The following is a 26,561-nucleotide window of genomic DNA, read 5'->3' on the forward strand; positions in this document are numbered from 1 at the left end:
TTTAGAAAGCGTAACGCTGTGGTCCGCCCCGCCTTATTTCTTCGCTGGCGTAGACTTCAAACTTTTTAAAGTTTTCCCTGAACGCATTCGTTAACTTAAATGCTGTAGTATAATAAGCTTCATCATCATTCCAAGTAGCTCTAGGGCTCAACACACTAGTAGGTACGCCTGGACATTCCCTTGGTTGGGCAACACCAAAAACAGAATGTATGTGATAATTATCATAACTATATAGTCCCAGCTCGCCACTAAGTGCAGCACTGATCATGGCTCGCGTATATTTCAATTCCATTCGCTTGCCCACACCATATGACCCTCCAGTCCAACCGGTATTAATCAACCAAACATCAACACCAGATTCCAACATTTTTTTGCTCAGCATTTCGGCATAAGCAGCTGGGTGCAATGGCATAAAAGGAGCGCCAAAACAGGCTGAAAATGATGGCTGGGGCTCAACAACTCCAGCCTCTGTACCTGCCACCTTTGCAGTATAGCCAGAAATAAAATGATATGCCGCCTGTGCCGGCGTCAATTTAGAAATTGGGGGCAGTACCCCAAAGGCATCTGCAGTAAGGAAAAATATATTCTTTACATTTTTGCCAATAGAAGGTTGCTGAATATTATCAATATGGTAAATGGGGTAACTCACCCTAGTATTTTGGGTAATAGAAGTATCGGCAAAATCCACCACTCCCCGGCCATCCATAATTACATTTTCCAGAATGGCTCCTTTTTTAATAGCCCCGTATATCTCAGGTTCCTTTTCCTTAGAAAGATCTATCACCTTTGCGTAGCACCCTCCTTCAAAATTAAAAACCGAATTATCTGCGGTCCACCCATGTTCATCATCACCAATTAACTTTCGGTTAGGGTCTGTAGAAAGTGTTGTTTTACCAGTTCCAGAAAGGCCAAAAAAGATGGCAGTATCCCCTCCTTCACCAATATTGGCCGAACAATGCATGGGCAAAGTGTTTTTATCTACTGGAAGGATGAAATTTAAAGCGGAGAAAATTCCCTTTTTAATTTCGCCGGTATATCCAGTACCTCCAACCAATGCAATTTTTCTTGAAAAATTAAGAATGGCAAAATTGTGTTGCCGTGTGCCATCAATTTTGGCATCCGCCATAAATCCAGGCGCATTCACAACAGTCCATTCAGGGTCAAAACCTGCCAATTCTTGATCAGTTGGTCTCAAAAACATATTATGAGCAAACATATTGGACCATGGATACTCATTAATAACCCTAATATTCAATTTATAAGCTGGGTCTGCACAGGCATAACAATCCCTCACAAATAATTCTTTTTCATTCAGATAAGCAATGACCTTGTCATATAGCTTATCAAATTTTTGCGGCTCAAAGGGAATGTTAATGTTTCCCCACCACACTTTATCCTTGGTAATATCGTCTTCTACGATAAAGCGGTCCATGGGAGATCTTCCAGTAAACTCTCCTGTATTTACGGCCAAAGCCCCTGATGAAGCTTCTTTCCCCATATCCTTTTCTATGGTAATCCGGTGTAGATCATCAGAAGAAAGCTGATAATGTATTCGATTATGGCTGATTCCATAGGAATCCAACGAAATCGATTTCGTAGTTGAATTAGGCGTACTCATTGAGTTAATTTTAAGTTGGTGCAAAGCTAGAAAATCTAACCAGTTTCACCTTAAAATATTGTCTATTTATGTGTTTTATCCCTCAAAATATAATAGCCAAAGATGGCCCATCCTGCAATTAATATACTACCACCAATGGGAGTGATAAATCCAATCTTTTTAAAGTCGAAAGAAGTAAGTTCATTAATGGCCAATAAGTAAATTGAAAACGAAAAGAATAGAATTCCAATGCATATCACTAGGAACACCACTTTTTTCCGGTTTGACTCCATACCATCCCACATTCCCAAAAACAGCAGAAAAAAAGCATGGTACATTTGATAACGAACACCAGTTTCAAAGGTTTCTACAGCGGTCTTTTCTATCACTTTTTCAAGGCCATGCGCGCCAAAGGCTCCTAATATGATGGCCAACAATCCAAAGCCAGTTGCCGTCGCCAAAATTGTTTTGTTCATAACTTTGTATTCTTATTTTTTTAGAAATATAACAATTTGATACTTTAGTGTCCGTTTTAATCAAAAGTAAACAAAACGCATGGTTCGCACTATTTTGGTTCTTGGAGCGGGAAAATCCACTTCCTATTTGTTGGATTACATCCTTGAAAATTCTAAAAAAGAAAATCTTCAGATGGTCATTGGTGACCTCCATCCAGAAAATATTTCCCAAGATATTTCTACTCATCCCAATTGCAATGTAGTTGCACTGGATATATTTAATGATCAAGAAAGAGGAAGGTTGATAGAATCTTCTTCTATAGTAGTTTCCATGCTACCAGCTAGGTTGCATATTAAAATTGCAGAAGATTGCATTAAATACAAAAAACATTTGGTCACCGCCTCTTATATTAGTGATGAAATTGCTGCCTTAGATAAAGAAGCCAAGAAAAATGGGCTTGTTTTTATGAATGAGATTGGGCTAGATCCAGGGATTGATCACATGAGCGCCATGGAAATTATTGACCGTATCCGATATGAGGGCGGAAAAATGTTACTTTTCGAATCATTCACCGGTGGATTGGTAGCACCTGTCAATGATACCAATCTTTGGAATTATAAATTTACATGGAATCCGCGCAATGTGGTTTTGGCCGGACAAGGAGGGGCTGCGAAATTTATTCAAGAGGGAACCTATAAATACATTCCTTATCAAAAATTGTTTAGACGAACAGAACTTGTTGATGTAGAAGGCTATGGTTCTTTTGAGGTATATGCCAATAGAGACTCTTTAAAATATACTGCCGCATATGGACTTCAAGATGCATTGACCCTTTATCGCGGAACTATGCGTAGAGTTGGGTTTTCCAAAGCATGGCACGTATTTGTGATGCTTGGCATGACAGATGACAGTTATGTGATAGAAAATTCCGAAGGGATGTCTTACCGTGATTTTGTGAATCTGTTCTTACCCTATTCACCAACGGATTCGGTTGAGTTGAAATTACGACACTATCTCAAGATAGATCAGGATGATATAAGGTGGGGGAAACTAATAGAGCTAGATCTTTTCAATTCTTCTAAAAAGATTCCTATTAAGAACGCCACACCTGCCAAAATGCTGCAATACATTTTGGAGGATAGCTGGACCCTTGGAAAGGATGAAAAAGACATGATTGTGATGTACCACAAGTTCGGTTACGAAATTAACGGCAAGAAAAAACAGATTGATGCCAATATGGTGGCACTGGGAGAGAACCAAAGTCATACTGCGATGGCCAAAACCGTAGGGTTGCCAGTAGCCATGGCAACACTTCAAATTCTCAACAAGAAAATCACTACGCCGGGAGTTCAGATTCCAATAAGTCAAGAAGTCTACAAGCCTATTCTTTCTGAGTTGAAGTCTTATGGAATAACCTTTAAAGAATACGAGGTTCCCTATTTAGGCTACAATCCTGATTCAATTGGAAATTAGGGCTTTAAGTATCATGTCAGGTCGAGCGCAGTCGAGACCTATTCAAAGAGGCAATAGTATAAAACTTCTCAATGCTCCTTCGACTGTGCTCAGGATGACATCTCGAAGTGACATTTCGATATATAATCTTATTTAACCTCAAGGAAAATTCACTTTTATAGTTTTTCGGTATCTTTAGCTTCAATTTTGAAGCTTTTCCATGAAAAACACTAACACTTCCGTCAAGATTGACGGTATTGACAAAAAAATACTTAGGTATTTAATGGAAGATGCCCGTAGGCCCATTCTTGAAATTGCCAGAAATATCGGAATATCTGGCGCCGCCATTCACCAACGGTTGAGAAAACTGGAAAATTCAGGGTTGTTATCCGGTTCAAAGTTTGTTATCAACCCTAAAGTGTTGGGGTATACCACTATGGCATATATTGGTATTTTTTTAGATAAAGCAATGTCCAATCCACAAGCGGTCAAGCAACTGGAAAAAATTCCAGAAGTGTTAGAATGTCATTACACCACCGGTAATTGGTCTATATTAATCAAAGTACTCTGTAAGGACAACGAACATTTGATGCACGTGCTCAACAAACGCATCCAGCAAATTGAAGGCGTTTCGCGGACAGAAACCTTCATTTCATTACATCAACAAATAGATCGACAGATTTCAATCTAAAAAACCTGCTTGGGTTTCTCCAAACAGGTTTTCATATCCATTCCTTCTAAAGAAGGAAATTATTTGTTAATCCCTACCTCCAAAAACTTGGAAAGCCCAATACACCAGTGAGGCCAAAGCACCTAAAGCTGCCACCAAATACGTTCTTGCGGCCCATTTTAAAGCATCCTCAGCACCTGCATACTCCTCTTGACTCACCATATTCTTTTGTTTTAACCATGCCAAAGCTCGGTTGCTGGCATCGTACTCCACAGGTAATGTGATAAAACTAAAAATCGTTGCCAATCCCATCATAATCAATCCAGCAACTGCAATATAAAACCCAAATCCAACTCCTGCTGCAGCACCCAGCATCAATCCTCCAAAAACTATCCATGTTGACATTCCTGAGGTCACACTTACCACAGGAACCAATTTAGATCGCATGGCCAACCATTCATAAGCTTGTGCATGCTGAACGGCATGACCTACTTCGTGAGCAGCAACGGCAGCAGCAGAAGCATTGCGTTGGCCATACACTCCTTCACTAAGGTTCACTGTTTTATTCTTTGGATTGTAATGATCCGTAAGCATTCCCGGAGTTGAAATCACTTTTACATCGCGAATACCATGGTCATCCAACATTTTTTGGGCAATTTCGGCACCACTCATACCATTGCGTAGATGCACTTTGGAATAATGCTTAAATTTACTTTTCAATCTACTGCTTACCAGCCAGCTAATCAGTGCTATCCCACCAATCAGTATATAGTATGTCATCATAATTGTTTCGTTTTATTCTTATAAATATACCAACTATACAGCAAAAATCTAGCCATTGCATAGATACTGACAATTTGTTAGTTGTCAATATATAACCTATCAATACCTAAGTTTGAGTAGAATAACAAAAATGACTAAAATGCCCGTAATGGCATTTGCCAAAATAATGGCCAAACTTCCATGTTCAATGCCATAGTATAACCAAAGTATGGTTCCGACCAAAAATGCCAAATACATGGTTAAGGAAATATCCCTGGTAGATTTATGTCTCCACGTCTTATAGACCTGAGGCACAAACGAACTAGTTGTCAATGTAGCGGCTATTAGGCCTACAATCTCAATGGTATCCATGGCGATGTATTTATCTGGTTATATTGAGCATCTATCTCTTCACTACAAAAAAGCACCTACTGGCTCAGCGCGATATTTAGAATCAAACTACCCAACAATATTCACAATTCTTCCCGGTACTACAATTACTTTTTTTGGTGTACGTCCTTGCAGCTGTGCCTGTGTTTTTTCATGGGCCATTACAGCAGCTTCAATATCATCCTTGCCCATATCCAATGGCAGTTCCATGGTGAAGCGCATTTTACCATTAAAGGAAATGGGATATTCTTTACTGCTTTCCACCAAATACTTTCCTTCAAATTTTGGAAATGGCGCTTCTGAAATGGATTCAGAATGACCCAATTTTTCCCATAACTCCTCTGCTATGTGCGGAGCATAAGGTGACACCAAAATGGCCAATGGCTCTAAAATGGCCTTGCTGGTACATTTTTGGGCGGTCAACTCGTTTACACAGATCATAAAAGTAGATACAGAGGTGTTGAAGGAGAAATTTTCAATATCCTCCTCTACTTTTTTGATGGTCTTGTGCAATGTCTTTAGATTTTCAGCGGTGGGTTCCGCTTCGACTCCACTCAGCGACCCATCCACAAAAGGGGAATAGAGCTTCCATATTTTTTTAAGGAAAGAATGTACTCCGCTTATCCCAGCAGTGTTCCATGGTTTAGATTGCTCCAAGGGACCCAAGAACATTTCATATAGCCTTAACGAATCGGCTCCGTATTCCTCACAAATGGCATCCGGGTTAACGACGTTGAACCATCTTTTGGACATTTTCTCAACCTCACGGCCAACAACATATTTGCCATCTTCCAAAATGAATTCTGCTTCTTTAAAATCGGGCTGCCATTTTTTTAAATCTTCTATATTAATCTCATCCGAAGTATTCACTAAATTGACATCAACCCTTAACTCCTCAACTTCATAATCTTTTTTTAAACCACAGGAAACATATTTATTAGTCCCCGAAATTCTATAAACGATAGCACTCGTCCCTGTAATCATCCCTTGGTTGATCAGCTTTTTGGCAAACTCCTCTTTGGGTGCAATGCCTTTATCAAACAAAAACTTTTGCCAAAAACGGGAATACAACAAATGTCCAGTAGCATGTTCACTTCCTCCTATATAAAGGTCTACATCCTGCCAATAGTCAATCGCTTCTTGGGAATAAATAGCTTTGCTATTCTGTGGGTCCATGTAGCGGTTAAAGTACTGGGAACTTCCTGCCCATCCCGGCATGGTATTCAACTCCAAAGAAAACACAGTAGTGTTGTCTATTTGTTCATTTTCCACTACAGAATTGGTATCAGTATTCCATGTCCATTTGGTAGCGTTTCCCAGCGGCGGTTCTCCAGTTTCAGTAGGAAGGTACTTTTTTACCTCCGGCAATTCCAAAGGCAAATGCTCATCAGAAATCATCTGTGGCATTCCATCCACATAATAGACGGGAAAGGGTTCTCCCCAATACCGCTGACGACTAAAAACAGCATCGCGAAGACGGTAATTGATCTTACCTTCTCCTTGTCCTATCTTTTCAAGTTCTTCAATGATTTTTTTTGTTGCTTCCTTATATGGAAGGCCATCTAAAAAGTCAGAATTGGCAATAATAGTGTTGGCTTTATCCGCAAATGCTTCTTCAGAAATATCCACTCCTTCAAAAATATTGGGAATTGGAATGTTGAAGTGTTTTGCAAAGTCATAATCGCGCTGGTCCCCACAAGGAACGGCCATAACGGCCCCAGTTCCATAGCTTGCTAAAACATAATCTCCAATCCAAATTGGAATGGGTTCCTTGGTAAATGGATGCTCCGCATAACCTCCGGTAAACACTCCGGAAATGGTCTTCACATCCGCCATTCGGTCACGTTCAGAACGTTTGGCCGTAGCCTCAACATAGGCATCCACTGCCTCTTTTTGATCAGGAGTTGTAATTTTTGCCACCAATTCATGTTCTGGTGCCAAAGTCATAAAGCTTGTTCCAAAAATAGTGTCGGGGCGAGTAGTGAAAACTTCTATTTGAAATTGGTGATTGAGCGGAGCCGAAATCACATCTTGGTCACTTCGACTTCGCTCAGTGTCCAAATTATCAATAACATTAAAAGTTGCGGACGCTCCTTCAGAGCGACCTATCCAGTTGGTCTGGGAATCTTTTAAAGGTTGTGGCCAATCAATAGTATCCAATCCATCCAACAAGCGTTGGGCATAGGCTGTGATACGCATCATCCATTGGGTCATCTTTTTTCGAATCACAGGATGTCCCCCTCGTTCCGAAACTCCGTTGACCACTTCATCATTGGCCAAAACAGTTCCCAAAGCTGGGCACCAATTCACCTCTGCATCTGCTAAATAGGTGAGCCTATATTTTAAAAGGATTTCTTGCCTGGTCTTATCGGAAAAATTTGCCCAATCTTCTGCCGAAAATATCGACGTATCATCATCACAAACGGCTTCGACTTTTTCGTTTCCTTCTTTTTGGAAAATGGAAATCAATTCAGAAATATCCTCAGCCTTATCCGTTTTTTTATTGTACCAGGAATCGAACAATTGGATAAAAACCCATTGTGTCCATTTATAATATTGTGGGTTAGAAGTACGTACTTCACGGCTCCAATCAAACGAAAACCCAAGTTCATCCAACTGCTCACGATAGCGTTTTATATTGGTCTCCGTGGTTATAGCAGGGTGTTGTCCTGTTTGAATGGCATATTGTTCCGCAGGCAGACCAAAGGAATCATATCCCATTGGGTGCAATACATTGAAACCCTTATGCCTTTTGTAACGGGCATAAATGTCACTTGCAATATATCCCAAAGGATGCCCTACATGCAATCCGGCCCCAGAGGGATATGGAAACATATCCAATACATAATATTTTGGCTTGTCAGAATCATTATGAGCCTTGAATGTTTGGTTTTTAGCCCAATACTTCTGCCATTTGGCCTCTATTTCCCTGAAATTGTAATTCATTTTATATCTTAATCCTTTGATTTGGCAAAAATAGGCTTAATCATGCAAAGCGAAAAAGATAATCTACACAGTCCAGTAAAGCCATAAAGAAGCCATCCATTGCAAAAATTCACCCCCATTCTTTCCATCTTGTTTTTTTGCTTTATGGCAAACGACATTCATGCGCAATTAGGATTTTGTAATGGAAACTCGGGCGACCCTATTTTTACCGAAAATTTTGGGTCAGGGACAACCAATGGACCGGCTTTATCCAGTGGAACAACTTCGTACAGCTACACAAGCGGACAACCTATTGATGGTAGTTATACCATTTCCAGTTCAACACCATATTTTGATTGGTTCAATATTGACGATCGTACTCCGGGCGACACCAATGGAAAAGCTCTTATTGTAAATGCCAGCTATACGGCTGGAGAATTTTTTAGACGTACCATTGATGATCTTTGTGAAAATACGTCTTATGAATTCTCATCTTGGTTGATAAACTTATTGCCTTCAACATCAGGCTGTCCTAATGGTGGTATTCCTATCAATGTGAAATTTCAAATTTGGGACAATACGGATACTAATTTATTGGCATCTGGCGATACCGGAAGTATTTTTGGCAAGACCTCCCCAACTTGGGAACAGTATGGATTGGTGTTCCAGACTTTACCTGGGCAAACTTCTGTAATTCTGAAAATGCTCAATAACGGAGCGGGGGGTTGTGGCAATGACCTAGCTATTGATGATATTGTTTTTAGAACTTGTGGAGACCGAACCACTTTGACAGATACGGCAAATAACACCAATATCCTTGGCGTGTGCAAAGAAAACACACCCACATCTATTGAATTAACAGCAACACCAGATTTTTCCGTCTATTCCACCCATGCTTACCAATGGCAGGAAAGTACAGATGGCATAAATTGGAACAATATTATTGGGGAAACAAATCAAAAGTATACCTCACCACCAATCTTTGGAACTACATATTATAGGGCGAAGGTTGCTGAAGATGCCATTAACCTTTCTAACCCTAAATGTAATACGGTGTCCGATGTTTTTCAGGTTATTATTGAAGGAAAGCCAAATGCCCCAGTACACCAAGGTGATGTAACCCTTTGTGCTGGTGAAACAGGAGGGGTTTCTGCTTCTGTACCTAACGGGATAACCATAGATTGGTACGATACTCCCACGGGAGGAAACCTTTTACTAGCTGGTAATTCATTTTACGAAACCAAGACCAATGGCACCTACTATGCCGAAGCAGTAACCAAAATTGCGGGGTGTTTTTCAGATACAAGAACCGCTGTTTCCATTGTTTACAATGATTTGCCGGTTTTGCAAGATGAAAAACTTATTCTCTGTGAAGGGGAAGCTATAGTTTTGTCCGCAAATTTTCCAAATGCCTCATATTCCTGGAGCACTGCGGAAACCAGCCCTCAAATATCTGTGGATACTCCGGGGACATACACGGTGAAAGTAACCGATATGAATGCATGTAGTGCCACAAAAACCATTGAGGTCACGCAGATTGACAAACCCATTATTCAAGATATAGTCTCAAACCATAGAGATTTAACTATTCTAACTAAAAATTCAGGTAATTTCGAATATTCCCTCAATGGCTTTATTTATCAAGATAGTCCGCTTTTTGAAAATCTTAAAGGGGGAACGTATACAGCCTATGTTCGGGAAAAGGATTATTGCAGTATAGTCCAGTTTCCATTTACACATATTGTGATTCCAAAGTTTTTCACTCCAAATGGAGATAACTTCAATGATAATTTTAAACCAGAGGGCATTGAAACCTTCGCCAATTTCGAGATTCGCATTTTTGATCGTACTTCAAAACTCATAGCCCAATCAAAAAACAAAAATTATTCATGGAATGGAACCTATAACGGTAGGCCATTACCAGCTTCGGATTATTGGTATGTTCTAAAAGTTGGTGAAAGTTTGTTCAAAGGGCATTTTGCCTTAAAGCGTTAATCCAAAACTATTGTACTTCCAGTAGTTTGGCACTGTACAATACCCATATCATGGACAAAATGGCCGAGATATTAATGGCATACCCAAAGAGAAGCATCTGCTTTTGGGAATAAGGTTTGTCTTTGAAAATAAAAAAGGCATCCAATATCAACCAAATGGAAAAAAGCATCAGAAAGGAGGCCAAAACCAAATCGTTAAACCAATGCAAGAGCAAATACGATTCAACCACCAGTAGCACCAACATCAATATCTTGGTTTTCTTTCGGCCTAAAACAACAGCTGTGGTAGCTTTCCCTGCTTGTCTATCTGGTTCAATATCCATTATTTCACCGGCAATATGCGCTTGAAAGGCAAATAGTGCCAAATAAATTACCGTTTGCCATGGAAGTGTTGGTAGTTCATTGAGTAGGATGCAAAAAAAAGCTGTGAGCACATATCCAGACTGCATCAAGATTTCAAACGGAGGTCTTCCTTTTAACCTAAAGGGTTCAAAATTGTAGATGATGTTCACAAACACCATTACAATCAACAGGATCAACATTTTTACACCAGATAACATGGTGAAAACAACAACAAAAGGAAGTATCACCAAACTAATCCTTCCAAGTATTGATTTCAGTTGTTCCTTATTTGCTTTTGCCCCGAAAAGATAGTTTCCCTTTCTTTGATTGATCTTATCCGCATCAAAATCTTTGTAATCGTTTAGCCCATAAACAAGGTAGTTCAATGGAAATGAAACAAAGAGCAGGCCTGCCCAAAAGGTAAATGATTGCAAAAAATCCTCCTGATTGCCAAAAGGAACTAGATAAATCCAAATTGTGGGAAACCATAACCCTGGCCTTGATATTTTTAAGTCCAATAAAAATCTATCCATAAGTTGAAATCACAAAAGTAAGTTTATACAAAGATTAAGATTTACTTTTCTATTTTTACATATTGATTTTTCTATATGGCCCAATATATTGAACGATATCAACGAAGAAGGCTGATCTCGTCTTATTTTTCAGTTGTTCTAAGTATTGCCCTTGTGCTTTTCCTTTTGGGCGTCTTGGGGCTTTTGGTATTGAACACCAAAAAATTAGCAGATCATTTCAAGGAACAAATTACCATCTCAGTCTTTTTAAAGGACAATGCCAAACCTGTAGAAATTGAACAACTGCAAAAAAGCTTGGCCATGGCAGAGTATACCAAATCGGCAGATTTTGTATCCAAAGAAGATGCAGCAGAGCAATACAGTGAAGACATCGGTGAAAATTTTATTGAGTTTTTGGGGTACAATCCACTTAAAAATGCCCTAGATGTAAATCTTAAAGCAGATTTTGTATCTCCAGAGCAGATTGCCGATATTACTGAGGGCATTTCAGCAAAAACTTATGTGGATGAAGTTAGTTATGACAAACCTCTGATTTCTTTGCTCACCAATAATGCACGCAAAATTAGTTTGTGGATTCTTGTGGCCACTGGCATTTTTACTTTTATAGCTGTGTTATTGATCAATAGTTCCATTAGGCTATCTATTTATTCAAAAAGATTTATAATCAAAACCATGCAAATGGTGGGCGCCACCAAAAAATTTATTCGAAAACCATTTATTTGGACAAATGTTAAACTGGGAATGTTGGGTGCCACTATCTCACTTGTTGCTTTGGGGGTTGTTCTTTATTATGTGAACACCAACTTTCCAGAACTGAATATTTTCCATGATGTAATTGTCCTTATTATTCTCTTTACCGGAATTTTTGGGCTTGGAGTCCTTATTTCTTGGTTCAGTACGCATATAGCGACCCAACGTTTCTTGAATTTAAGGACAGATGATCTTTATTATTAACTTTACGCCATGAGTAAGAAAAATAAGAACATTCAAAAGCCATCCAAAGAATTTATCTTTCAAAAAAGAAATTATACTTTCCTTTTTATTGGCCTAGGTTTTATTGCTTTAGGGTTTATTTTAATGAGCGGAGGTGGAAGTGACGACCCCAATGTCTTTAATCCTGACATCTATAATTTCAGAAGAATTCGCTTGGCCCCCACTTTAGTACTTATAGGTCTAGGCATTCAAGTCTATGCCATTTTGTTGAACCCTAACAAAAGGAATAAATAGTTTGGAAATTATAGATGCTATCATCCTTGGTATTATTCAAGGACTTACGGAGTTTTTACCAGTATCATCCAGTGGACATTTAGAACTTGGCAAAGCTATTTTGGGTGCAGATTCACTCCCTGAAGAAAGCTTGTTGTTCACTGTGGTTCTTCATTTTGCTACAGCCCTAAGTACACTTATCGTATTTAGAAAAGATGTAGCGGAAATTTTTAAAGGACTCTTTCAGTTTAAATGGAACGAGGAAACCCAATTTTCCTTAAAAATTATCATTTCCATGATTCCTGCGGCTCTAGTAGGTTTCTTTTTAGAAGATTTTCTGGAGGTTTTCTTTGATGGCGCCATCATTATAGTTGGGATTATGCTATTAATCACCGCCATTTTACTGTATTTGGCAGATTTGGCAAAAACCACAGATAAAGGTGTCTCGTGCCGAGGGGCATTTGTTATAGGAGTGGCGCAGGCGGTAGCTATATTACCTGGAATCTCACGAAGTGGCGCCACTATTTCGGCTGCTGTATTACTAGGGGTAGATAAGAGCAAATCTGCACGTTTCTCATTTTTAATGGTAGTCCCATTGATCGTTGGCAAAATGGCCAAAGATCTTTTGAGTGGCGATGTTAATTTTGTAGGCGATCAGGCCATAGCTATGGGCGCTGGGTTTATTGCAGCATTTGTTGCCGGTCTGGCAGCATGCACATGGATGATTAAATTGGTACGCCAAAGTAAGTTAAGCTATTTTGCCATTTATTGTTTAGTAGTTGGCCTAATTGCAATTGCGTGGAGCATTTGGGGATAAGGCATTCGTACAAACCCACAATCTTTATATAATGATTCTTAGTATGATTGGTCCTTGGCAGATTATTTTACTTCTTATTTTTCTTTTAGTTCTTTTAAGTGCCGTTTTTTTTATTGGCTATGTCATTGGCAAAAAATCAGGTTACCTCAAAAGAATCAAAGAAACTGAAAATCAATAGATTCAATTAAGTTGAAAACCAAGGACGATTTTTTAAACGGACAGATTCTTTTAATCGACAAGCCATTGGAATGGAGTTCGTTTCAGGCAGTAAATGCCCTAAAATGGGCCATCCGAAAAAAATTTCACCTTAAAAAATTCAAAATAGGCCATGCAGGAACGCTAGATCCTTTAGCAACTGGTCTATTGATAATATGCACAGGTAAGTTCACCAAAAAAATTCCTGAATTACAGGGGCAGGTCAAAGAATATACCGGCACCTTTACATTAGGGGCAACTACCCCCTCTTATGACCTTGAAACCGGTGTAGATAAAACCTTTTCCACAGAACATATTACGAATGAGCAAATAAAAAATGTAGCCAAGCAATTTCTTGGGGAAATAGAACAAGTACCTCCAGTATTTTCTGCCTTAAAAAAAGATGGTAAACGTCTTTACGAGTTTGCTAGGGAGGGAAAAAAAGTAGAGGTGAAATCTCGAAAAATTGAAATTCTTGAGTTTGAAATTGTTCAAATAGAAATGCCAAAAATCCATTTTAGGGTAGTCTGTAGTAAAGGAACCTACATACGTTCCTTAGCGCATGATTTTGGCAAATCATTGCAATCTGGAGCTCACTTATCTTCCCTCAGAAGAACCAAAATTGGTGATTTCAACGTAAATAATGCTGTTACTCCAATGGTTTTCAAGGAAAATCTGTAAAGATTAAAGATTTAATATCTTTAAGAATCAGGCTTCCATAACCCTTTGAGTAAAATATTTTTAGAAAAACACGGTTATAATAGCACCATGAACCTAAACAGAAACCAGTTATCGTTTTTAATAACTTTTTTCTCCATGTCCCTCATTGTATTGTTGTTGTACAATATTCATTTAGGAGGCGTGCAGGAGGAAGAGTATGTTATTGAAATGAGCTTGGCAGATGAGGATATTGAAGAACTTTTAAAGGAAGAGGAGGAGCGGCTGGAAGAATTGGCCAACAATGACCCTATTAAAAGTCATATGGCATTCAATGAAACCGCCAAGCCCTCTGTTGGAAATCCAGAACCCTTAAAAACTCTTGAGGAAATCATGGAAGAAAGGGCCTTGAATAGTGATGAAGGTGAATATTCAGATGCCGATGGTGAATTTGCCGAGCAACTTAAGGAGTTAGCCGCCAAACGTGAAGAGAAAAAACAACTTTTAGGTGAACGTGAAGCCCAAAAAGAGGAGTTTACCAATAATCTGAAAGATAAGCGCACATCTATTTCCTACTCTTTAGTGGACCGAAATGCCTATTCCCTTCCCCCGCCAATTTATACTTGTATTGAAGGAGGAAAAGTAGTTATCAATATAAAAGTAGATAGTAACGGTTATGTTCTGGAAGCGGATTTTAATGACCAAAGCTCCGGAACCAGTAATGGCTGCCTGGTAGATAATGCCATTTCCTACGCTCTAAAAGCACGTTTTAGTCCAGATTCCAAAAACTCACAAATAGGAACAATCACTTATTTATTCCAAAGGAAGTAGGGCTACAATATCTGATAGGGCGTTCTGTCCTTTATCCTTATTATACCATACCTGGAGTGCCTGTTTAAATTCGGAAGTCAAGCTACCATATTCTTGCTTAAAATCCTCCACCATCTGTGTTGCTATGCTAGGTCTTGGACCCCACTCTGCAACAACTTTCTCATCTTCCCTATCCCAAATAATCAATTTTGGAATAGATCGCGCCCCATTGGTCAAAAATTCATCCATCAATTCTGGGTTCTCATCCCGTAGCAGAACTTTAAAATCAATGTTAGGGTTTAATTCAGAAATCCTATTAATAACAGGAAGACTGGGGGCAGCATCCCCACACCAACTTTCACTAAGGGCTAAAAATGTTAGTTTTGAATTTATATTTGAAATCTTTTCTTGGATTTCGTTGGGCACCTTCAAGGTCTTGTCCCATCTATTCATCCGACGATCATTCAATTCTGTATAATTTATTAGAGATTCCAGTTGATCCATTCCAGTGGTCTGTCTATGTACCGTAAGTTGATGCACCAAATCTCTATACTCATTATAACACATCCCTTCTGAAATGCTTCTACGGATGAGTTCTACCTGCTCTTTCCCTGTATGTTTCTCTACCACTTCCATTTTAAAATTTTTCCAAAATTAAAAGTATCAACCCTCTTATTTTGTGACTTTTGTCACATTGGTTGCAATCTTTTCTTAAAACTTACAAGCATTAATTCATAAGGAATCTACAATAGTGAAGAAGTATCTTCCTTAAAGATAAAAGCTATGTTTTTTGTTGACACTACGTATTGAGGAACCTTTTCTTTACCATGCCTCCTTTGGTGTCATTAATACTGTTCATGACCACAAATGCCTTTTTATCTAACTTTTCAATTTCGATATGCAGCTTTCTAATTTCCAGACGAGTGATCACGGTATAAATAACATCATATTCATTATGCCCCCCATTTTTACCATAGCCTCCCTTTGCTTGATAAATTGTAAGCCCCCTGCCCATTTTCCCAATGATCATTTCCCGAATTTCCTCGCTTTTATCAGATATAATGGTGACTCCCGTATATTCCTCAATCCCTTCCACAACAAAATCCAAGGTTTTTGAAGCCGCCAAATAAGTGAGCATAGAATACAAAGCAGCCTCAATAGACAATAGATAAGCCGCCGCCATAAAAATGACAACATTGACCAGAATTATGACATCACCAATTTTTACACCCCATTTTCTGCTAAGAAATATGGCCAAAACTTCTGTGCCATCAAGAACACTGCCTCCTCTTATTGACAATCCTATACCGGCCCCAAGAAAGAAACCTCCAAAAACAGCAACCAACAACTTATCCTGTGTCACCTCCGGAAAATCAATCGCAACCAACACGAGGGCCAATCCCAAAATGGCAATAATGGCCTTTATGGCAAATTGACGCCCAATTGCTTTATAAGCCATAAAAATGAAAGGCACGTTCACAATAATAATTAAGAGCCAAAGCGGTATTTGCGTGATTTCTGTAATCAAAAGGGAAATACCAGTAACTCCTCCATCAATAAATCTATTTGGCAATAGAAAACTCTCCAACCCAAAGGCTGCCGAAAAAATTCCCGCAGCTATAAAAAATGCATCTTTTAAATATATGTTGATGGACATCAAGTTTAAACCATCCATTTTAGGAATTTCTTTCTTCTGTTTTTCTTTAGTCATTGCACTAATATTATAGATTCAACGGGTTAATTGCCAAACTCTTAAAAAGCATTGCTTTTGTGTAAAAAAACTTGTTCTGCATTTGGTTTCGCTTTAAGTAGGCATCAATAAGTTTACTTTCACGGGAATTGATTAAGAACAAAGAACTTTCACCAAAGCCAAACTTTCGTTCTTCCGCAGCCAGCAATGTGCCATAGTCTTCTACAATGTTAGCAATCAATTGGTTTTGAACGACATATGAATCCAGTTCGCGATATATGGCCTGTACCTTGTTCTGAACCTCAACAAATGCATTATCTCTCTCAAACTCAGCGTCCCTAAGTTTAAACTTAGCCAGCTTTAAATCACCACGTTCCTTTCTTAAAAACAGTGGAAGCTTAAATGTGACTCCTCCCTTAAATGCCTCTGCATCAAAAGAGTTTATGTTTTTGGGAATTTCCGATAAAAAATTGTACTCCACATCCAATTTTGGCAATAACTTATTCGCCTTAAAACGCTTTTCCACCACAAGACCATCTATCTTATATTCCAAAGATCTTAGCTTGGGATGGCTCTCTAGCACAAAACTGTCCAAAGACCTACCCATTATTTCCAAAGTAAGGTCTACATCTCTTTCAACATTGATTTCAGGAACAACCTCCGCTTGAAGCTCTACGGGCACATCATTTATCCATAGAAAATTGGAAAGTTGCAATGACTTCTTCATAAGTTTTACATTGCTCTGCTCCAAACTTAATGCTCTGTTCCGCACTGCAATTTTTGCCTCAACGGTATCGATCATGGCAATTTCACCAGCCATTGCGCTTTTTTTAACCCCTTCAAAACGTTCCTCCGCATTCTTTAAAAAATCCTGGAAAACCTGTTGGTCTCTATAGGCCTGTAACCAATCAAAATATGCCAAGGATGCCTTGTAGAGGACTTCATTAACAAAAATATCTTGGTCTGCTTTGGATTGTTCCCTATAAAATTTTGCCTTGTGCAATGTGGCCATACGTTTGTTCACCCAAAAACCTTGGCCCAACGACATGGAAATTCCTGCGCTGTACAAGCCATCGGCCGGAAGGGTTTCATCTGGATTGATGAATTGTCCTTCACTGCTCTCATAACTTCCCTTTAGTTCTATTCCAAACCAGGTAGGAATTTTGAATGTCGTGTTGAGGCGGTTCCAATATTCGGTTCCCTTAAACTCCTTTCGATCATAATCCACTTCAATCTTGGGGTCAAAACCACCTCGGGCCTTCATCAAATTGGCCTGTCCAATAGCAATAGTAAGTTGGGCCTGTTTTACCACAGGGTGATATTTTTTCACATACCCTAAATACTCTTTAAAATTGAGCACAGTAGTATCTTGTTGACCATACATCTTTCCGAAAACAGAAAGAAAAAATATGCAGAAAAGAATGTTGAATCTACTTCTTTTTAACATCGGCCACCTTGTTTTGGGGTTGATAATAGTTAGGCGGAAAACCGTTCAATTGTCGCCACAACTCAAACCAAATGGGCACATCTTCCAATAAAGCCATGGTGTTGGCCCCTGAGCCAACCCTAACATCTTTGGGCCAAGGTGTATCTTCCTGGTCTGGTGCTAACAGCACCCTATATTTTCCGTTATCGCTAATAAAGGTTTCAATAGCAACCACTTTCCCTCCAAATGTTCCAAAAGAAACGTTGGGCCAACCGCTAAAAACAATAGCAGGCCAGCCATCAAATTGAATACGCACCTTTTCACCAATGTGCAACAACGGTAAATCAATGGGTTCAACATAGGTCTCCACCGCCATATCATAATCTGAAGGCATAATTCCCACTAAACGATCTCCTTCCTTAAAAGTCTCCCCAATTCCAGATTGCAAAGCCTTGTTGATAAATCCGTTTTGTGGTGCGCGGATATACAACAAATTATTTCGCATTTCATAATTGGTGTATTCATTTTCCAATTTGGTCACTTGTGCCTCAGAATCAAATTGGTTGGACCGAGCAGTGAACTTATTGCTCTTTGCTTTTGAAATCTTGTCGGTGTACTCTGCCTGCACCCTACTGATTTCAACTTGGGCATTAATGACATTGTTTTTGCTAGCCAATAATTTGTTCTCCTGTGAAATAAGCTTTGCTTGGGTCTCTTGCAGCTTTAGGCGTTTGGCCTCTACATCCGTTATGGCCTTTAATCCTTCTTTCTCTAGTTGAGAAGTACGATTATACTGGCGTTGGGCAATGGTGATATTGGTCTTTGCCGCCGCCAAATCAATACTATCACTTTGAACCTTGAGTTTGGATTGCATCAATTTGTTTTTGGCCTGCTCTAATTTCAGTTTACGCTCATTGAAAAGTGCTCCTATTTGGGTATCCAAGGCTTTGACCTTTTCTTGGTATGAGGTCACTGCCATGTTCTTTGCCTGAATCTGTTGGCCGGTTCTTTCTACCAGGTTGGGGTCAAAATATTCACTTTTGATTTCCGAAATATGTAAAATAGTATCTCCTTTTTTTACAAAGTCCCCTTCTTGAACATACCATTTTTCAATACGACCGGGTATTGGGGATTGTATAGTCTGTGGACGCTGGTCGGGCTTTAATGTTGTTAAGTATCCCTTGCCGGAAATGTTCTGGGTCCATGGTAGAAACAGCACAATGATGGCAATAACAAAAAATGCAGCCAAAAACCTATTGAAATGTTTGTAGTGCGTTTTATGAAAAACTTTTATCCCCGACTTATATCCGGTTAGGTCTACCTTTTGATTTAATTTATTATGTGAAATGTTCAGCATATCCTCTATCTTTCATTTATCAATTTTCCATTTTCAACGGTAATTATGCGCTTGCAACGTTCTATCCATTTGGGATTCTCACTTACAATTACCAAGGCCCATCCGTTGGCACTATCCGTTAAAAAGTCCATGATCTCTGTAGCTTCTGCATCGCCAAATTGGTCCAACGGATCCTTTAGGATCAAAAGTTTGGGTTTTGCAACTATACTTCGTGCCAAAACAATCTTTTTGGAAACGGTGTAGGGGATTTGTCTCCCTTCAGGGTATAAAATCGTATTCAGTCCTTGGGGCTGTTCTTTGACAAATTGGGTCAATCCGGTTTTTTCCATGGCCCAGTATATATTTTCCCTTGGAATATCTTTATTTCCAAAGGTGATGTTGTCGAGAATGGTGCCTTCAAAAGGTGATTCTTCACTCAACGATTGCCCAATTTGGAAACGGTAGTCATTAAGATTTACCCCTTGCAGCGCTACATCGTCAACAAATATTTTACCCTGGTCAGGTTCTAGAATTCCTGCTATTAACCGCAATAAAGTTGATTTCCCGGAACCACTTGAGCCTTGCAACAAGGTTGTGCTGGATGGTATAATTGTCAAGGAGATATCATCAACTATTTTTTTTCCGCTATCTGGAACTTTATAAGAAACATCTTGAAGTTCAATGGTGAATCCTTCTCTCTTGGCAAAAGGATTCTCTCCATTTTGCGGTTCCAATTCCTTATCCACAACCTGGCCCAGTTTTTCAAGGGATGTCAATAGATCATAAAAGGTTTCCAATCCTAAAATCATCTTTTCCACGGAGCTTATCACCAAAAGAATGATGATTTCCGCGGCTACAAACTGCCCAATATTCATTTCTTGGTTCAACACTAAAAGTCCCCCTATCAAAAGAAGTCCGGCCGTTACCAAAACCTTAAACCCGATCATCTGCACAAATTGCAACACCAATACCTTAAAATGACTTTCACGGGCATCTAAGTAATTGGCAACCAAAGTGTCATTTTTATCAATGGCATGGGTCGTCTTTCCAGAAAGTTTAAAACTCACCAAGGATCTGGCAATTTCTTGAATCCAGTGAGCCACTTTGTATTTGTTTTTGCTCTCGTCTAAACTAGTCTCCAATCCTCGTTGTGCAGTAAACTTGAAAACAACATAAATGAGCAAGAGCAGGAGTAGGCCATAAATAATAAAAAAGGGATGATAGAAAGACAGCAGCAAAAGCCCAAATACTATTTGCAGGAATGCAGCAGGGAAATCTATCAGAATTTTTGATAATCCTTTTTGTATGGTCAATGTATCAAAAAACCGATTTGCCAATTCTGGAGGATAGTAATTGGTCAGTTGACTCATCTTAATTTTGGGAAACCTGTAGGCAAACTCAAATGAGGCCCTAGTGAATATTTTTTGCTGGATATTCTCAATGATCCTGATTTGCATCAACTGCAATGCCCCAACAAAAGCAACTCCAAGCGTGACCAACGCGACCAAAACAATCCATGAGGTACTTACCTGAGCCCCTTGTATTAAATTGATTATCACCTGAATCCCCAATGGAAGTGAAAGATTTACCACACCGGCAAAGACGGCATAATAAAAAACTTGTAACACATCCTTCTTGTCCAAGGTCAACATCCCTATAAGGCGCTGCCAAGCAGTTAGAATGTTTTTTTCAGCCATATGTTTTTGGGTTTAGGGCTCTAAAGACCAAATCAGTAAAATATTCTGTTGGAGTGATGTTATCATTACAATCTGTAAGCATTGGAAAATGCTCTTTCAAAAAATATTGGTGTAATGATCCTTCAAGAACGGTACTCGCCAAACTTGAAGGATAGGGGTAGCTTTCATTAACGGCCTTAATCATTTCATGTAACCGATTAACCAGCCTCTTATAGATTACAAAATAACCTTCCTTATTTTCCTGATCCACTTCTTTGGTCAAGTAAGATTTGGAGTATTCATTGATTACTATTTTGTTGAGTAGCACCTCATTAATATGGGAAAAAGACACATCCTCTTTTACTGTTTGTGTTAGAATTTCAATGGCCCTTTTCAATTTTTCGTTTTTATCCGTCATACCTGTTGTGGCAAACACCATCTTATACTCCACCCAGCCCCAATACCAAGAAGCCAAATAGAGCAGCAGTTTGTGTTTGTTTTCAAAATATCGATAAATAGAGCTTTCATTGGATTTGATGCACACCCCAAGTTTTTTGAACGTAAAGCTTTCAAAACCCATTTCGTCAATCATCAAAATACTTTGTTCAATAATCCGTTTCCCCAAATCTGAAGATTCAGGGTCTTTGACATAGATTTTATCATTGATTCCTATACGAATGGATTGCATTAATCTTTCCATAATTTTTCTTTTGAAATATTATATCGCAAATATAATAGTAATACTATCAATATCTAATAGTTTAACTAATATTTATAATAGCAATACTCATTTTATTATGTTACTACTACTTTTATGTTGTAAATTGTATTTGAAATGAGCAAGATTTACCTCTTAACTATCGTATTTTTTTCTTCCCTGTCTTTTTTATCAGCGCAGGAAATCCAGATTGACACTGTCAAAATTGGAGATAAGCTAATTATCGGACAGCCTTCAAGCAATTCATTTATCCATATTGATATCCCAAGAAATAACTTTGTCATAAAAAGGGGAGGCCTTCCTAATATAAGTAGCCTACAAAATCAACAGGTTATGGTCACCGACATTTCCTACGGAAAAAGTACCGTTGTAACTTTTAAAAACGTCAGTGGCAAAAAATTTTTCAAGGTCTACAAAACCTTTTCGACCAACCTTGATAAAGCCCTGGAAACTGGGGAGCTTATGCTTCATAAAAGCAAGGTTTAACATCATCCTTCTCGAGCAAATTCAATCTTTTTTGAAATAGGCTAACATGCTGCCCTTGTTGGTTAAAAAAGTGGAGCTTGTTAAAATACAATTTGCAGTATCTTTAAGCAAAAACTTACTTATGAGCAAACATCGCTGCGGATGGTGTGAAGGTGATTTATTGTACGAAGACTACCATGACCGAGAATGGGGAGTACCTGTCAAAGATGATGAGACCCTTTTTGAATTTTTGATTTTAGAAACTTTTCAAGCAGGTCTTAGCTGGATTACCGTATTAAAAAAGCGGGAAAACTTCAGAAAGGCTTTCGATAATTTTGATTACAAAAAAATTGCAAAATACAATCAAGATAAAATTGATGAGTTACTTGACAACCCTGGAATCATTCGTAATAAACTAAAGGTAAATGCCACCGTCTCCAATGCGCAGGCATTTATAGAGGTTCAAAAAGAATTTGGGAGTTTCAGCGATTACATTTGGAAATTTGTGGACGGTAAACCCATTAAAAACTCACTCAAAAATTATAAGGAAGGACCAGCAACCACCCCGCTATCGGATACTATTAGTAAGGATTTGAAAAAGCGAGGTTTTAAATTTGTAGGCAGCACCGTAATTTATGCCCAAATGCAGGCCACAGGAATGGTCAATGACCATGAGGTTAGTTGTTTTAGGTACAATGAAGTCTAGGGTTTAGCCTGTAGTATTTTTAAAAACTCTTCTCTCGGAATTTCCCCAGCACCTAAACTTTCCAAATGGTCGGTATGCACTTGGCAATCCACAAGTTCGTAGCTTTTGTCCTGTAGTTCTTGTACCATTTTAATAAAGGCATATTTGGAAGCATTGGGCACTTTACTGAACATACTTTCGCCACAAAAGACATGTCCTAAATCCACCCCGTATAATCCTCCTACCAACTCTTCATTCTCCCAAACTTCGTAAGATTTTGCAAGACCTTTATCAAAAAGTGTTATGTAAGCCGATTTCATTTTAGGTGTTATCCAGGTACCTTCTTGATCTCTTCGTTCCGCTTTGGCACAATTGTCCAATACTTTTTTAAAACATGTATTTTGAGTGATTGTGAATTGATTGCTTCGCAACACTTTGCGCATACTTTTGGAAATCCTTATTTTCTCTGGGAAAAGTACCATCCTTGGGTCAGGACTCCACCACATAATCAAGGTATCTTCGTTGAACCAGGGAAAAATTCCGCTTTTATAGGCCAATAACAAGCGTTCCGGTGACAAGTCACCCCCTACAGCCAATAAGCCATCATCATTTGCATTTTCAACAGGAGGAAATTCCAATCGGTCTCCCAAAAAGAATAGCGGAAAGTCTTTTGAGTCTTTTTCCAAAATGCAATTTTAAATAAAGTTACAAATACCTTCTAAAAAACAAGAAGTCCTCCAATATAAATAAGACTGCCCACCAACATAAAAAGTAAGGTGTACGGTAATATTTCTTTGGCCTTTAGTTTGGTGATTCCCAACAATGGCAACGCCCAAAACGGCTGCAACATATTGGTTATTTGATCACCATATGCCAGGGCCATTACCGCTTTTGGCAGTGAAACACCCAATTGAAGCGAAGATTCTAGCACCAAAGGTCCTTGAATGGCCCATTGCCCTCCCCCACTAGGCACAAAAATATTGACCACCCCAGCACTTATAAAAGTGAAGATTGGTAATGTTGTAGTGGTGCTTATGGACGCAAAAAAGTCAGAAATTCCATTAATCATACCACTACTTGCCATTATTCCCATGATTCCAAAATACAAAGGAAACTGAATCAAAATACCTGCGGTATCGCCTATTGCCTCTTCTACAGCTATTAAAAAGCTTTTAAAGCTTCCATGTAGTGCTATGGCCAACCCCAACATAAAAAAATTGAGCATATTTGGGGTAATGTTCAGCTTACGCAACGCAGGCAAATATTGAAATAGAAATGTCAACAAGATCAATCCTCCAAAAATAGATGCCGCAATTCTTGAGTAATCCAATTTCTCAGCACCTTTTAAGTTTTCTCTACCAATGGATTGGAATCGATATTCTTTTAACTCAACACTTTTAGGAGCTGCCAGCTTGCCCAAAAAATAGACCAGCGCGCTTATTGCTATAGCAACAAGAAGAAATAAGGTAAGATTCCATCCGCTGAAAACAGTCAATGAGGTGGAGATGGTTTCAGGTAGTTGACCAAGCACTTCCTGATTTGTGACACCTCCCATCAATTCCCTTAAATGTCCTGCTTCAGAAACCTTGATCGGGGCAGACCCGCTTATTCCTCCATGCCAGACCATTAAACCCACATACCCGGAAGCACCTATCAATGGATAATTGACAGGAACATTGTTGGCTTGCGCATATTCTCCCACTTTTCTGGCCAAAATAGCTCCAAAAACGAGCCCCAACCCCCAATTAAAAAACGAAACCAACATGGTTGGTAACGCAACCAACACCGCCGCATTAGACGTGTTTTTTACAAACTTGGTGATACGAAGTATCAATCTTTCCATGGGTTTGCTCAGTACCAAAACGTGACCCAAGACCAGAATCAACATCATTTGGTAGGCAAACACCAAAAGACTGTTGTTCCAGATACCATTTTCCCAATAGGAAAGAATGGTCACTAAATGGTTTCTCTCCGAAATGTTGTCCGTGAAAACAAGTGCCAATACAATTGTCAACACCGTTAGGAGTACCGCAATTGTAAACGGGGAAGGTAAATACCTTCTAAAAATATGTTCTATGACCTTTGTAAGGCCCATAGTGGATTAAAACGGTAAGTCGTCGTGATCCTCTTCATTGAGATCATCCGCAGGCTCAAAAGCTTCCATTGGCGGAACCGGCGGCATATTTTCGCCTCCTTGAGCAGCCTCTAGGTTTTCAATACGCCATCCCTGGATTGAATTAAAATATTTGGTCTCACCTTGCGGGTTAGTCCACTCTCTACCTCTTAAATTGATACTCACTTTAACCATTTGTCCAACAGTATAGCTGTTTAAAAGATCACATTTATCCTGAACAAATTCTACCAAAATATGTTGTGGGTATTGCTCTTCTGTAGTGACTACCAATTCTCTTTTTCTGAAACCATTGTTGCCATAAGTTTTGGTCTCATCAATCATTTTAATTCTTCCCTGAACTTCCATTTACGTTACTTTTCAATAAGCTCCAAAAATACATAAAATGAAGTCTAATAAAAACCACAAGAAACCACGAACTATCAACATAATTTTACATTTTCTCCTATCTTTAATCCGAATTCTGCCAAAAAATGAACTTCAGCCCCAAAAACAAAGCATCCAATATTACCCTATTGATATCTGCATTTGTTATTGTAAGCCTCATTCTTTGGAATACAAACAGTTTTTTTAAGAAATTCAAAGAAGAGGAACGTTTAAAAATGGAAATTTGGGCAACTGCCCAATCAGAGCTCATACAATCTTCAGTAGATCAAGAATTAGGAAACCTCACTTTGAAGGTAATGGGAAACAACACCTCAACTCCTATGATCTTGGTAAACGAGGAAGGTTCTATAAAAACTCACAATATTTCAACTGAAAAAGTTACTGACAGTGTTTACATACAAAAAAAAATACGGCAGTTTGAAAGTGAGAACAAACCTATCCATATAATTCAGGAAGGAGAGCTTTTGGAAACTCTTTACTATGGAAATTCCGAAGTTTTGAACAAACTAAAATACTATCCTTTGGCCTTGCTTCTGATCATCTGTCTTTTCGGAGCGGTCATTTTCTTTTTCTTTAAAACCAACAAAGCTTCAGAACAAAACAAGCTTTGGGCAGGAATGGCCAAGGAGACCGCACACCAAATTGGAACTCCGTTGACATCGCTCTTGGGCTGGAACGAGCTTTTAAAGTCTGAGGACATCAATCCTGACATTACCAAAGAAATAGCAAAAGATATTACTAGATTGCAGACCATTACAGATCGATTTTCCAAAATTGGATCCATTCCAAATCTTGAGGTGCATGATATTGTTGAAGAAACGGAAAAAGCTTATCAGTATTTAAAACGAAGAAGCTCTAAATTGGTTCACTTTTCTTTTAGTTCTGAAATAGATGAGCTACCCGTTTTACTGAACGTGCCATTATATAATTGGAGTATTGAAAATTTGGTAAAAAACGGGATAGATGCCATGAAGGGAAAAGGAAACATTGCAATTCAAATTGAACAAAAAGGGCAAAACGTAAATATTTTAGTATCGGATACAGGACACGGAGTACCCAAAAGTGATTTTCAAAACATATTTAATCCTGGGGTAACATCAAAACAAAGGGGCTGGGGCTTAGGACTTTCACTTGTTAAAAGAATTGTGGAAGAGTACCATAAAGGAAAAATTAAAGTACTTTCGTCAAGTAAAGAAGGAACAATCATGCAAATTTCCCTTAGGGCTAACACTTAATATGTT

At 38.8% G+C, this 26,561-nt stretch carries 26 protein-coding genes; 11 read left to right on the forward strand and 15 right to left on the reverse strand.

What is annotated here, in order from left to right; all coding sequences use genetic code 11:
- Window position 1: 1 nt before the first annotated feature.
- Both pckA and CRO15_RS01395 read right to left on the reverse strand, forming a co-directional pair.
- Window positions 2-1,618 carry a phosphoenolpyruvate carboxykinase (ATP) gene (gene pckA / locus CRO15_RS01390; RefSeq protein WP_097043936.1) on the reverse strand — a complete coding sequence of 539 codons (1,617 nt, stop codon included), beginning with the start codon at window positions 1,616-1,618 and terminating at the stop codon, window positions 2-4.
- 62 nt (window positions 1,619-1,680) lie between these two features.
- The gene (locus tag CRO15_RS01395; protein ID WP_097043937.1) at window positions 1,681-2,073 is read right to left on the reverse strand and encodes a DUF423 domain-containing protein; all 393 of its coding nucleotides are present in this window, start codon (window positions 2,071-2,073) and stop codon (window positions 1,681-1,683) included.
- A gap of 79 nt (window positions 2,074-2,152) precedes the next feature.
- On the opposite strand from CRO15_RS01395, the gene CRO15_RS01400 reads away from it, so the two are divergent.
- Together CRO15_RS01400 and CRO15_RS01405 are read left to right on the forward strand one after the other, a co-directional pair.
- Window positions 2,153-3,526 (forward strand): saccharopine dehydrogenase family protein, encoded by a 1,374-nt coding sequence (locus CRO15_RS01400; RefSeq protein WP_097043938.1) that lies wholly within the window; start codon window positions 2,153-2,155, stop codon window positions 3,524-3,526.
- A gap of 199 nt (window positions 3,527-3,725) precedes the next feature.
- The gene (locus CRO15_RS01405; RefSeq protein ID WP_097043939.1) at window positions 3,726-4,196 is read left to right on the forward strand and encodes an Lrp/AsnC ligand binding domain-containing protein; all 471 of its coding nucleotides are present in this window, start codon (window positions 3,726-3,728) and stop codon (window positions 4,194-4,196) included.
- A gap of 66 nt (window positions 4,197-4,262) precedes the next feature.
- On the opposite strand, the gene CRO15_RS01410 is transcribed toward CRO15_RS01405, so the two are convergent.
- The 3 genes from CRO15_RS01410 to leuS all read right to left on the reverse strand — a co-directional run bounded on the left by CRO15_RS01410 (window position 4,263) and on the right by leuS (window position 8,273).
- A complete protein-coding gene (locus CRO15_RS01410) occupies window positions 4,263-4,958 on the reverse strand; it encodes a zinc metallopeptidase (RefSeq protein ID WP_097043940.1) in 696 nt (231 codons plus the stop codon).
- Between the two features lie 99 nt (window positions 4,959-5,057).
- Complete coding sequence (locus tag CRO15_RS01415; RefSeq protein ID WP_097043941.1) at window positions 5,058-5,309, reverse strand: SemiSWEET family sugar transporter; 252 nt, start codon at window positions 5,307-5,309, stop codon at window positions 5,058-5,060.
- Window positions 5,310-5,396: 87 nt separating this feature from the next.
- Window positions 5,397-8,273 carry a leucine--tRNA ligase gene (gene leuS, locus CRO15_RS01420; RefSeq protein WP_097043942.1) on the reverse strand — a complete coding sequence of 959 codons (2,877 nt, stop codon included), beginning with the start codon at window positions 8,271-8,273 and terminating at the stop codon, window positions 5,397-5,399.
- 144 nt (window positions 8,274-8,417) lie between these two features.
- Between leuS and CRO15_RS01425 the strand changes: the two genes are divergently transcribed.
- On the forward strand, window positions 8,418-10,247 hold the full coding sequence (locus CRO15_RS01425; RefSeq protein ID WP_097043943.1) for a T9SS type B sorting domain-containing protein: 1,830 nt from the start codon (window positions 8,418-8,420) through the stop codon (window positions 10,245-10,247).
- A 7-nt stretch (window positions 10,248-10,254) separates the two neighbouring features.
- On the opposite strand, the gene CRO15_RS01430 is transcribed toward CRO15_RS01425, so the two are convergent.
- Window positions 10,255-11,121, reverse strand: coding sequence for a UbiA family prenyltransferase (locus tag CRO15_RS01430; protein ID WP_097043944.1), 867 nt, complete (start codon window positions 11,119-11,121; stop codon window positions 10,255-10,257).
- Between the two features lie 75 nt (window positions 11,122-11,196).
- On the opposite strand from CRO15_RS01430, the gene CRO15_RS01435 reads away from it, so the two are divergent.
- The 5 genes from CRO15_RS01435 (at window position 11,197) to CRO15_RS01455 (ending at window position 14,827) form a co-directional block, all read left to right on the forward strand.
- A complete protein-coding gene (locus tag CRO15_RS01435; RefSeq protein ID WP_097043945.1) occupies window positions 11,197-12,075 on the forward strand; it encodes a cell division protein FtsX in 879 nt (292 codons plus the stop codon).
- 9 nt (window positions 12,076-12,084) lie between these two features.
- Window positions 12,085-12,348, forward strand: a complete 264-nt coding sequence (locus CRO15_RS01440) for a DUF3098 domain-containing protein (RefSeq protein ID WP_097043946.1) — start codon at window positions 12,085-12,087, stop codon at window positions 12,346-12,348.
- Between the two features lies 1 nt (window position 12,349).
- Complete coding sequence (locus CRO15_RS01445; protein WP_097043947.1) at window positions 12,350-13,144, forward strand: undecaprenyl-diphosphate phosphatase; 795 nt, start codon at window positions 12,350-12,352, stop codon at window positions 13,142-13,144.
- A gap of 189 nt (window positions 13,145-13,333) precedes the next feature.
- Window positions 13,334-14,020 carry a tRNA pseudouridine(55) synthase TruB gene (truB, locus tag CRO15_RS01450; protein ID WP_097043948.1) on the forward strand — a complete coding sequence of 229 codons (687 nt, stop codon included), beginning with the start codon at window positions 13,334-13,336 and terminating at the stop codon, window positions 14,018-14,020.
- Between the two features lie 87 nt (window positions 14,021-14,107).
- Complete coding sequence (locus tag CRO15_RS01455) at window positions 14,108-14,827, forward strand: hypothetical protein (RefSeq protein WP_097043949.1); 720 nt, start codon at window positions 14,108-14,110, stop codon at window positions 14,825-14,827.
- On the opposite strand, the gene CRO15_RS01460 is transcribed toward CRO15_RS01455, so the two are convergent.
- From CRO15_RS01460 to CRO15_RS01485, 6 genes are all read right to left on the reverse strand, one after another.
- On the reverse strand, window positions 14,810-15,442 hold the full coding sequence (locus CRO15_RS01460; RefSeq protein ID WP_097043950.1) for a thioredoxin family protein: 633 nt from the start codon (window positions 15,440-15,442) through the stop codon (window positions 14,810-14,812). The genes CRO15_RS01455 and CRO15_RS01460 overlap by 18 nt on opposite strands.
- Before the next feature lie 163 nt (window positions 15,443-15,605).
- Window positions 15,606-16,481, reverse strand: coding sequence for a YitT family protein (locus CRO15_RS01465; protein ID WP_207763823.1), 876 nt, complete (start codon window positions 16,479-16,481; stop codon window positions 15,606-15,608).
- Window positions 16,482-16,527: 46 nt separating this feature from the next.
- Window positions 16,528-17,943: a TolC family protein gene (locus CRO15_RS01470; protein ID WP_097043952.1), complete on the reverse strand. Its 1,416-nt coding sequence runs from the start codon at window positions 17,941-17,943 to the stop codon at window positions 16,528-16,530.
- On the reverse strand, window positions 17,927-19,279 hold the full coding sequence (locus CRO15_RS01475) for an HlyD family secretion protein (RefSeq protein WP_097043953.1): 1,353 nt from the start codon (window positions 19,277-19,279) through the stop codon (window positions 17,927-17,929). The genes CRO15_RS01470 and CRO15_RS01475 overlap by 17 nt, the downstream gene beginning before the upstream one ends.
- A 5-nt stretch (window positions 19,280-19,284) precedes the next feature.
- Window positions 19,285-20,955 (reverse strand): peptidase domain-containing ABC transporter, encoded by a 1,671-nt coding sequence (locus CRO15_RS01480; RefSeq protein WP_097043954.1) that lies wholly within the window; start codon window positions 20,953-20,955, stop codon window positions 19,285-19,287.
- A complete protein-coding gene (locus CRO15_RS01485) occupies window positions 20,948-21,634 on the reverse strand; it encodes a TetR/AcrR family transcriptional regulator (RefSeq protein WP_097043955.1) in 687 nt (228 codons plus the stop codon). Before CRO15_RS01485 ends, CRO15_RS01480 begins: the two co-directional genes overlap by 8 nt.
- Window positions 21,635-21,769: 135 nt before the next feature.
- On the opposite strand from CRO15_RS01485, the gene CRO15_RS01490 reads away from it, so the two are divergent.
- The gene (locus tag CRO15_RS01490; protein WP_097043956.1) at window positions 21,770-22,138 is read left to right on the forward strand and encodes a hypothetical protein; all 369 of its coding nucleotides are present in this window, start codon (window positions 21,770-21,772) and stop codon (window positions 22,136-22,138) included.
- 121 nt (window positions 22,139-22,259) lie between these two features.
- Window positions 22,260-22,823 (forward strand): DNA-3-methyladenine glycosylase I, encoded by a 564-nt coding sequence (locus tag CRO15_RS01495; protein WP_097044807.1) that lies wholly within the window; start codon window positions 22,260-22,262, stop codon window positions 22,821-22,823.
- Here CRO15_RS01495 and aat read toward each other — a convergent pair.
- From aat to CRO15_RS01510, 3 genes are read right to left on the reverse strand one after another with little or no spacing between them, the layout of a single operon-like run.
- Window positions 22,820-23,488 (reverse strand): leucyl/phenylalanyl-tRNA--protein transferase, encoded by a 669-nt coding sequence (gene aat, locus CRO15_RS01500; RefSeq protein ID WP_097043957.1) that lies wholly within the window; start codon window positions 23,486-23,488, stop codon window positions 22,820-22,822. The two genes, CRO15_RS01495 and aat, sit on opposite strands and share 4 nt — an antisense overlap.
- Window positions 23,489-23,520: 32 nt before the next feature.
- Complete coding sequence (locus CRO15_RS01505) at window positions 23,521-24,897, reverse strand: short-chain fatty acid transporter (RefSeq protein WP_097043959.1); 1,377 nt, start codon at window positions 24,895-24,897, stop codon at window positions 23,521-23,523.
- A 6-nt stretch (window positions 24,898-24,903) separates the two neighbouring features.
- Complete coding sequence (locus tag CRO15_RS01510; protein ID WP_097043960.1) at window positions 24,904-25,281, reverse strand: DUF3127 domain-containing protein; 378 nt, start codon at window positions 25,279-25,281, stop codon at window positions 24,904-24,906.
- 125 nt (window positions 25,282-25,406) lie between these two features.
- Between CRO15_RS01510 and CRO15_RS01515 the strand changes: the two genes are divergently transcribed.
- On the forward strand, window positions 25,407-26,555 hold the full coding sequence (locus tag CRO15_RS01515; protein ID WP_097043961.1) for a sensor histidine kinase: 1,149 nt from the start codon (window positions 25,407-25,409) through the stop codon (window positions 26,553-26,555).
- Window positions 26,556-26,561: the final 6 nt, after the last annotated feature.

It is taken from the genome of Flagellimonas pacifica, from assembly GCF_900215465.1.
In the GTDB taxonomy this organism is placed as follows: Bacteria; Bacteroidota; Bacteroidia; order Flavobacteriales; family Flavobacteriaceae; genus Flagellimonas; species Flagellimonas pacifica.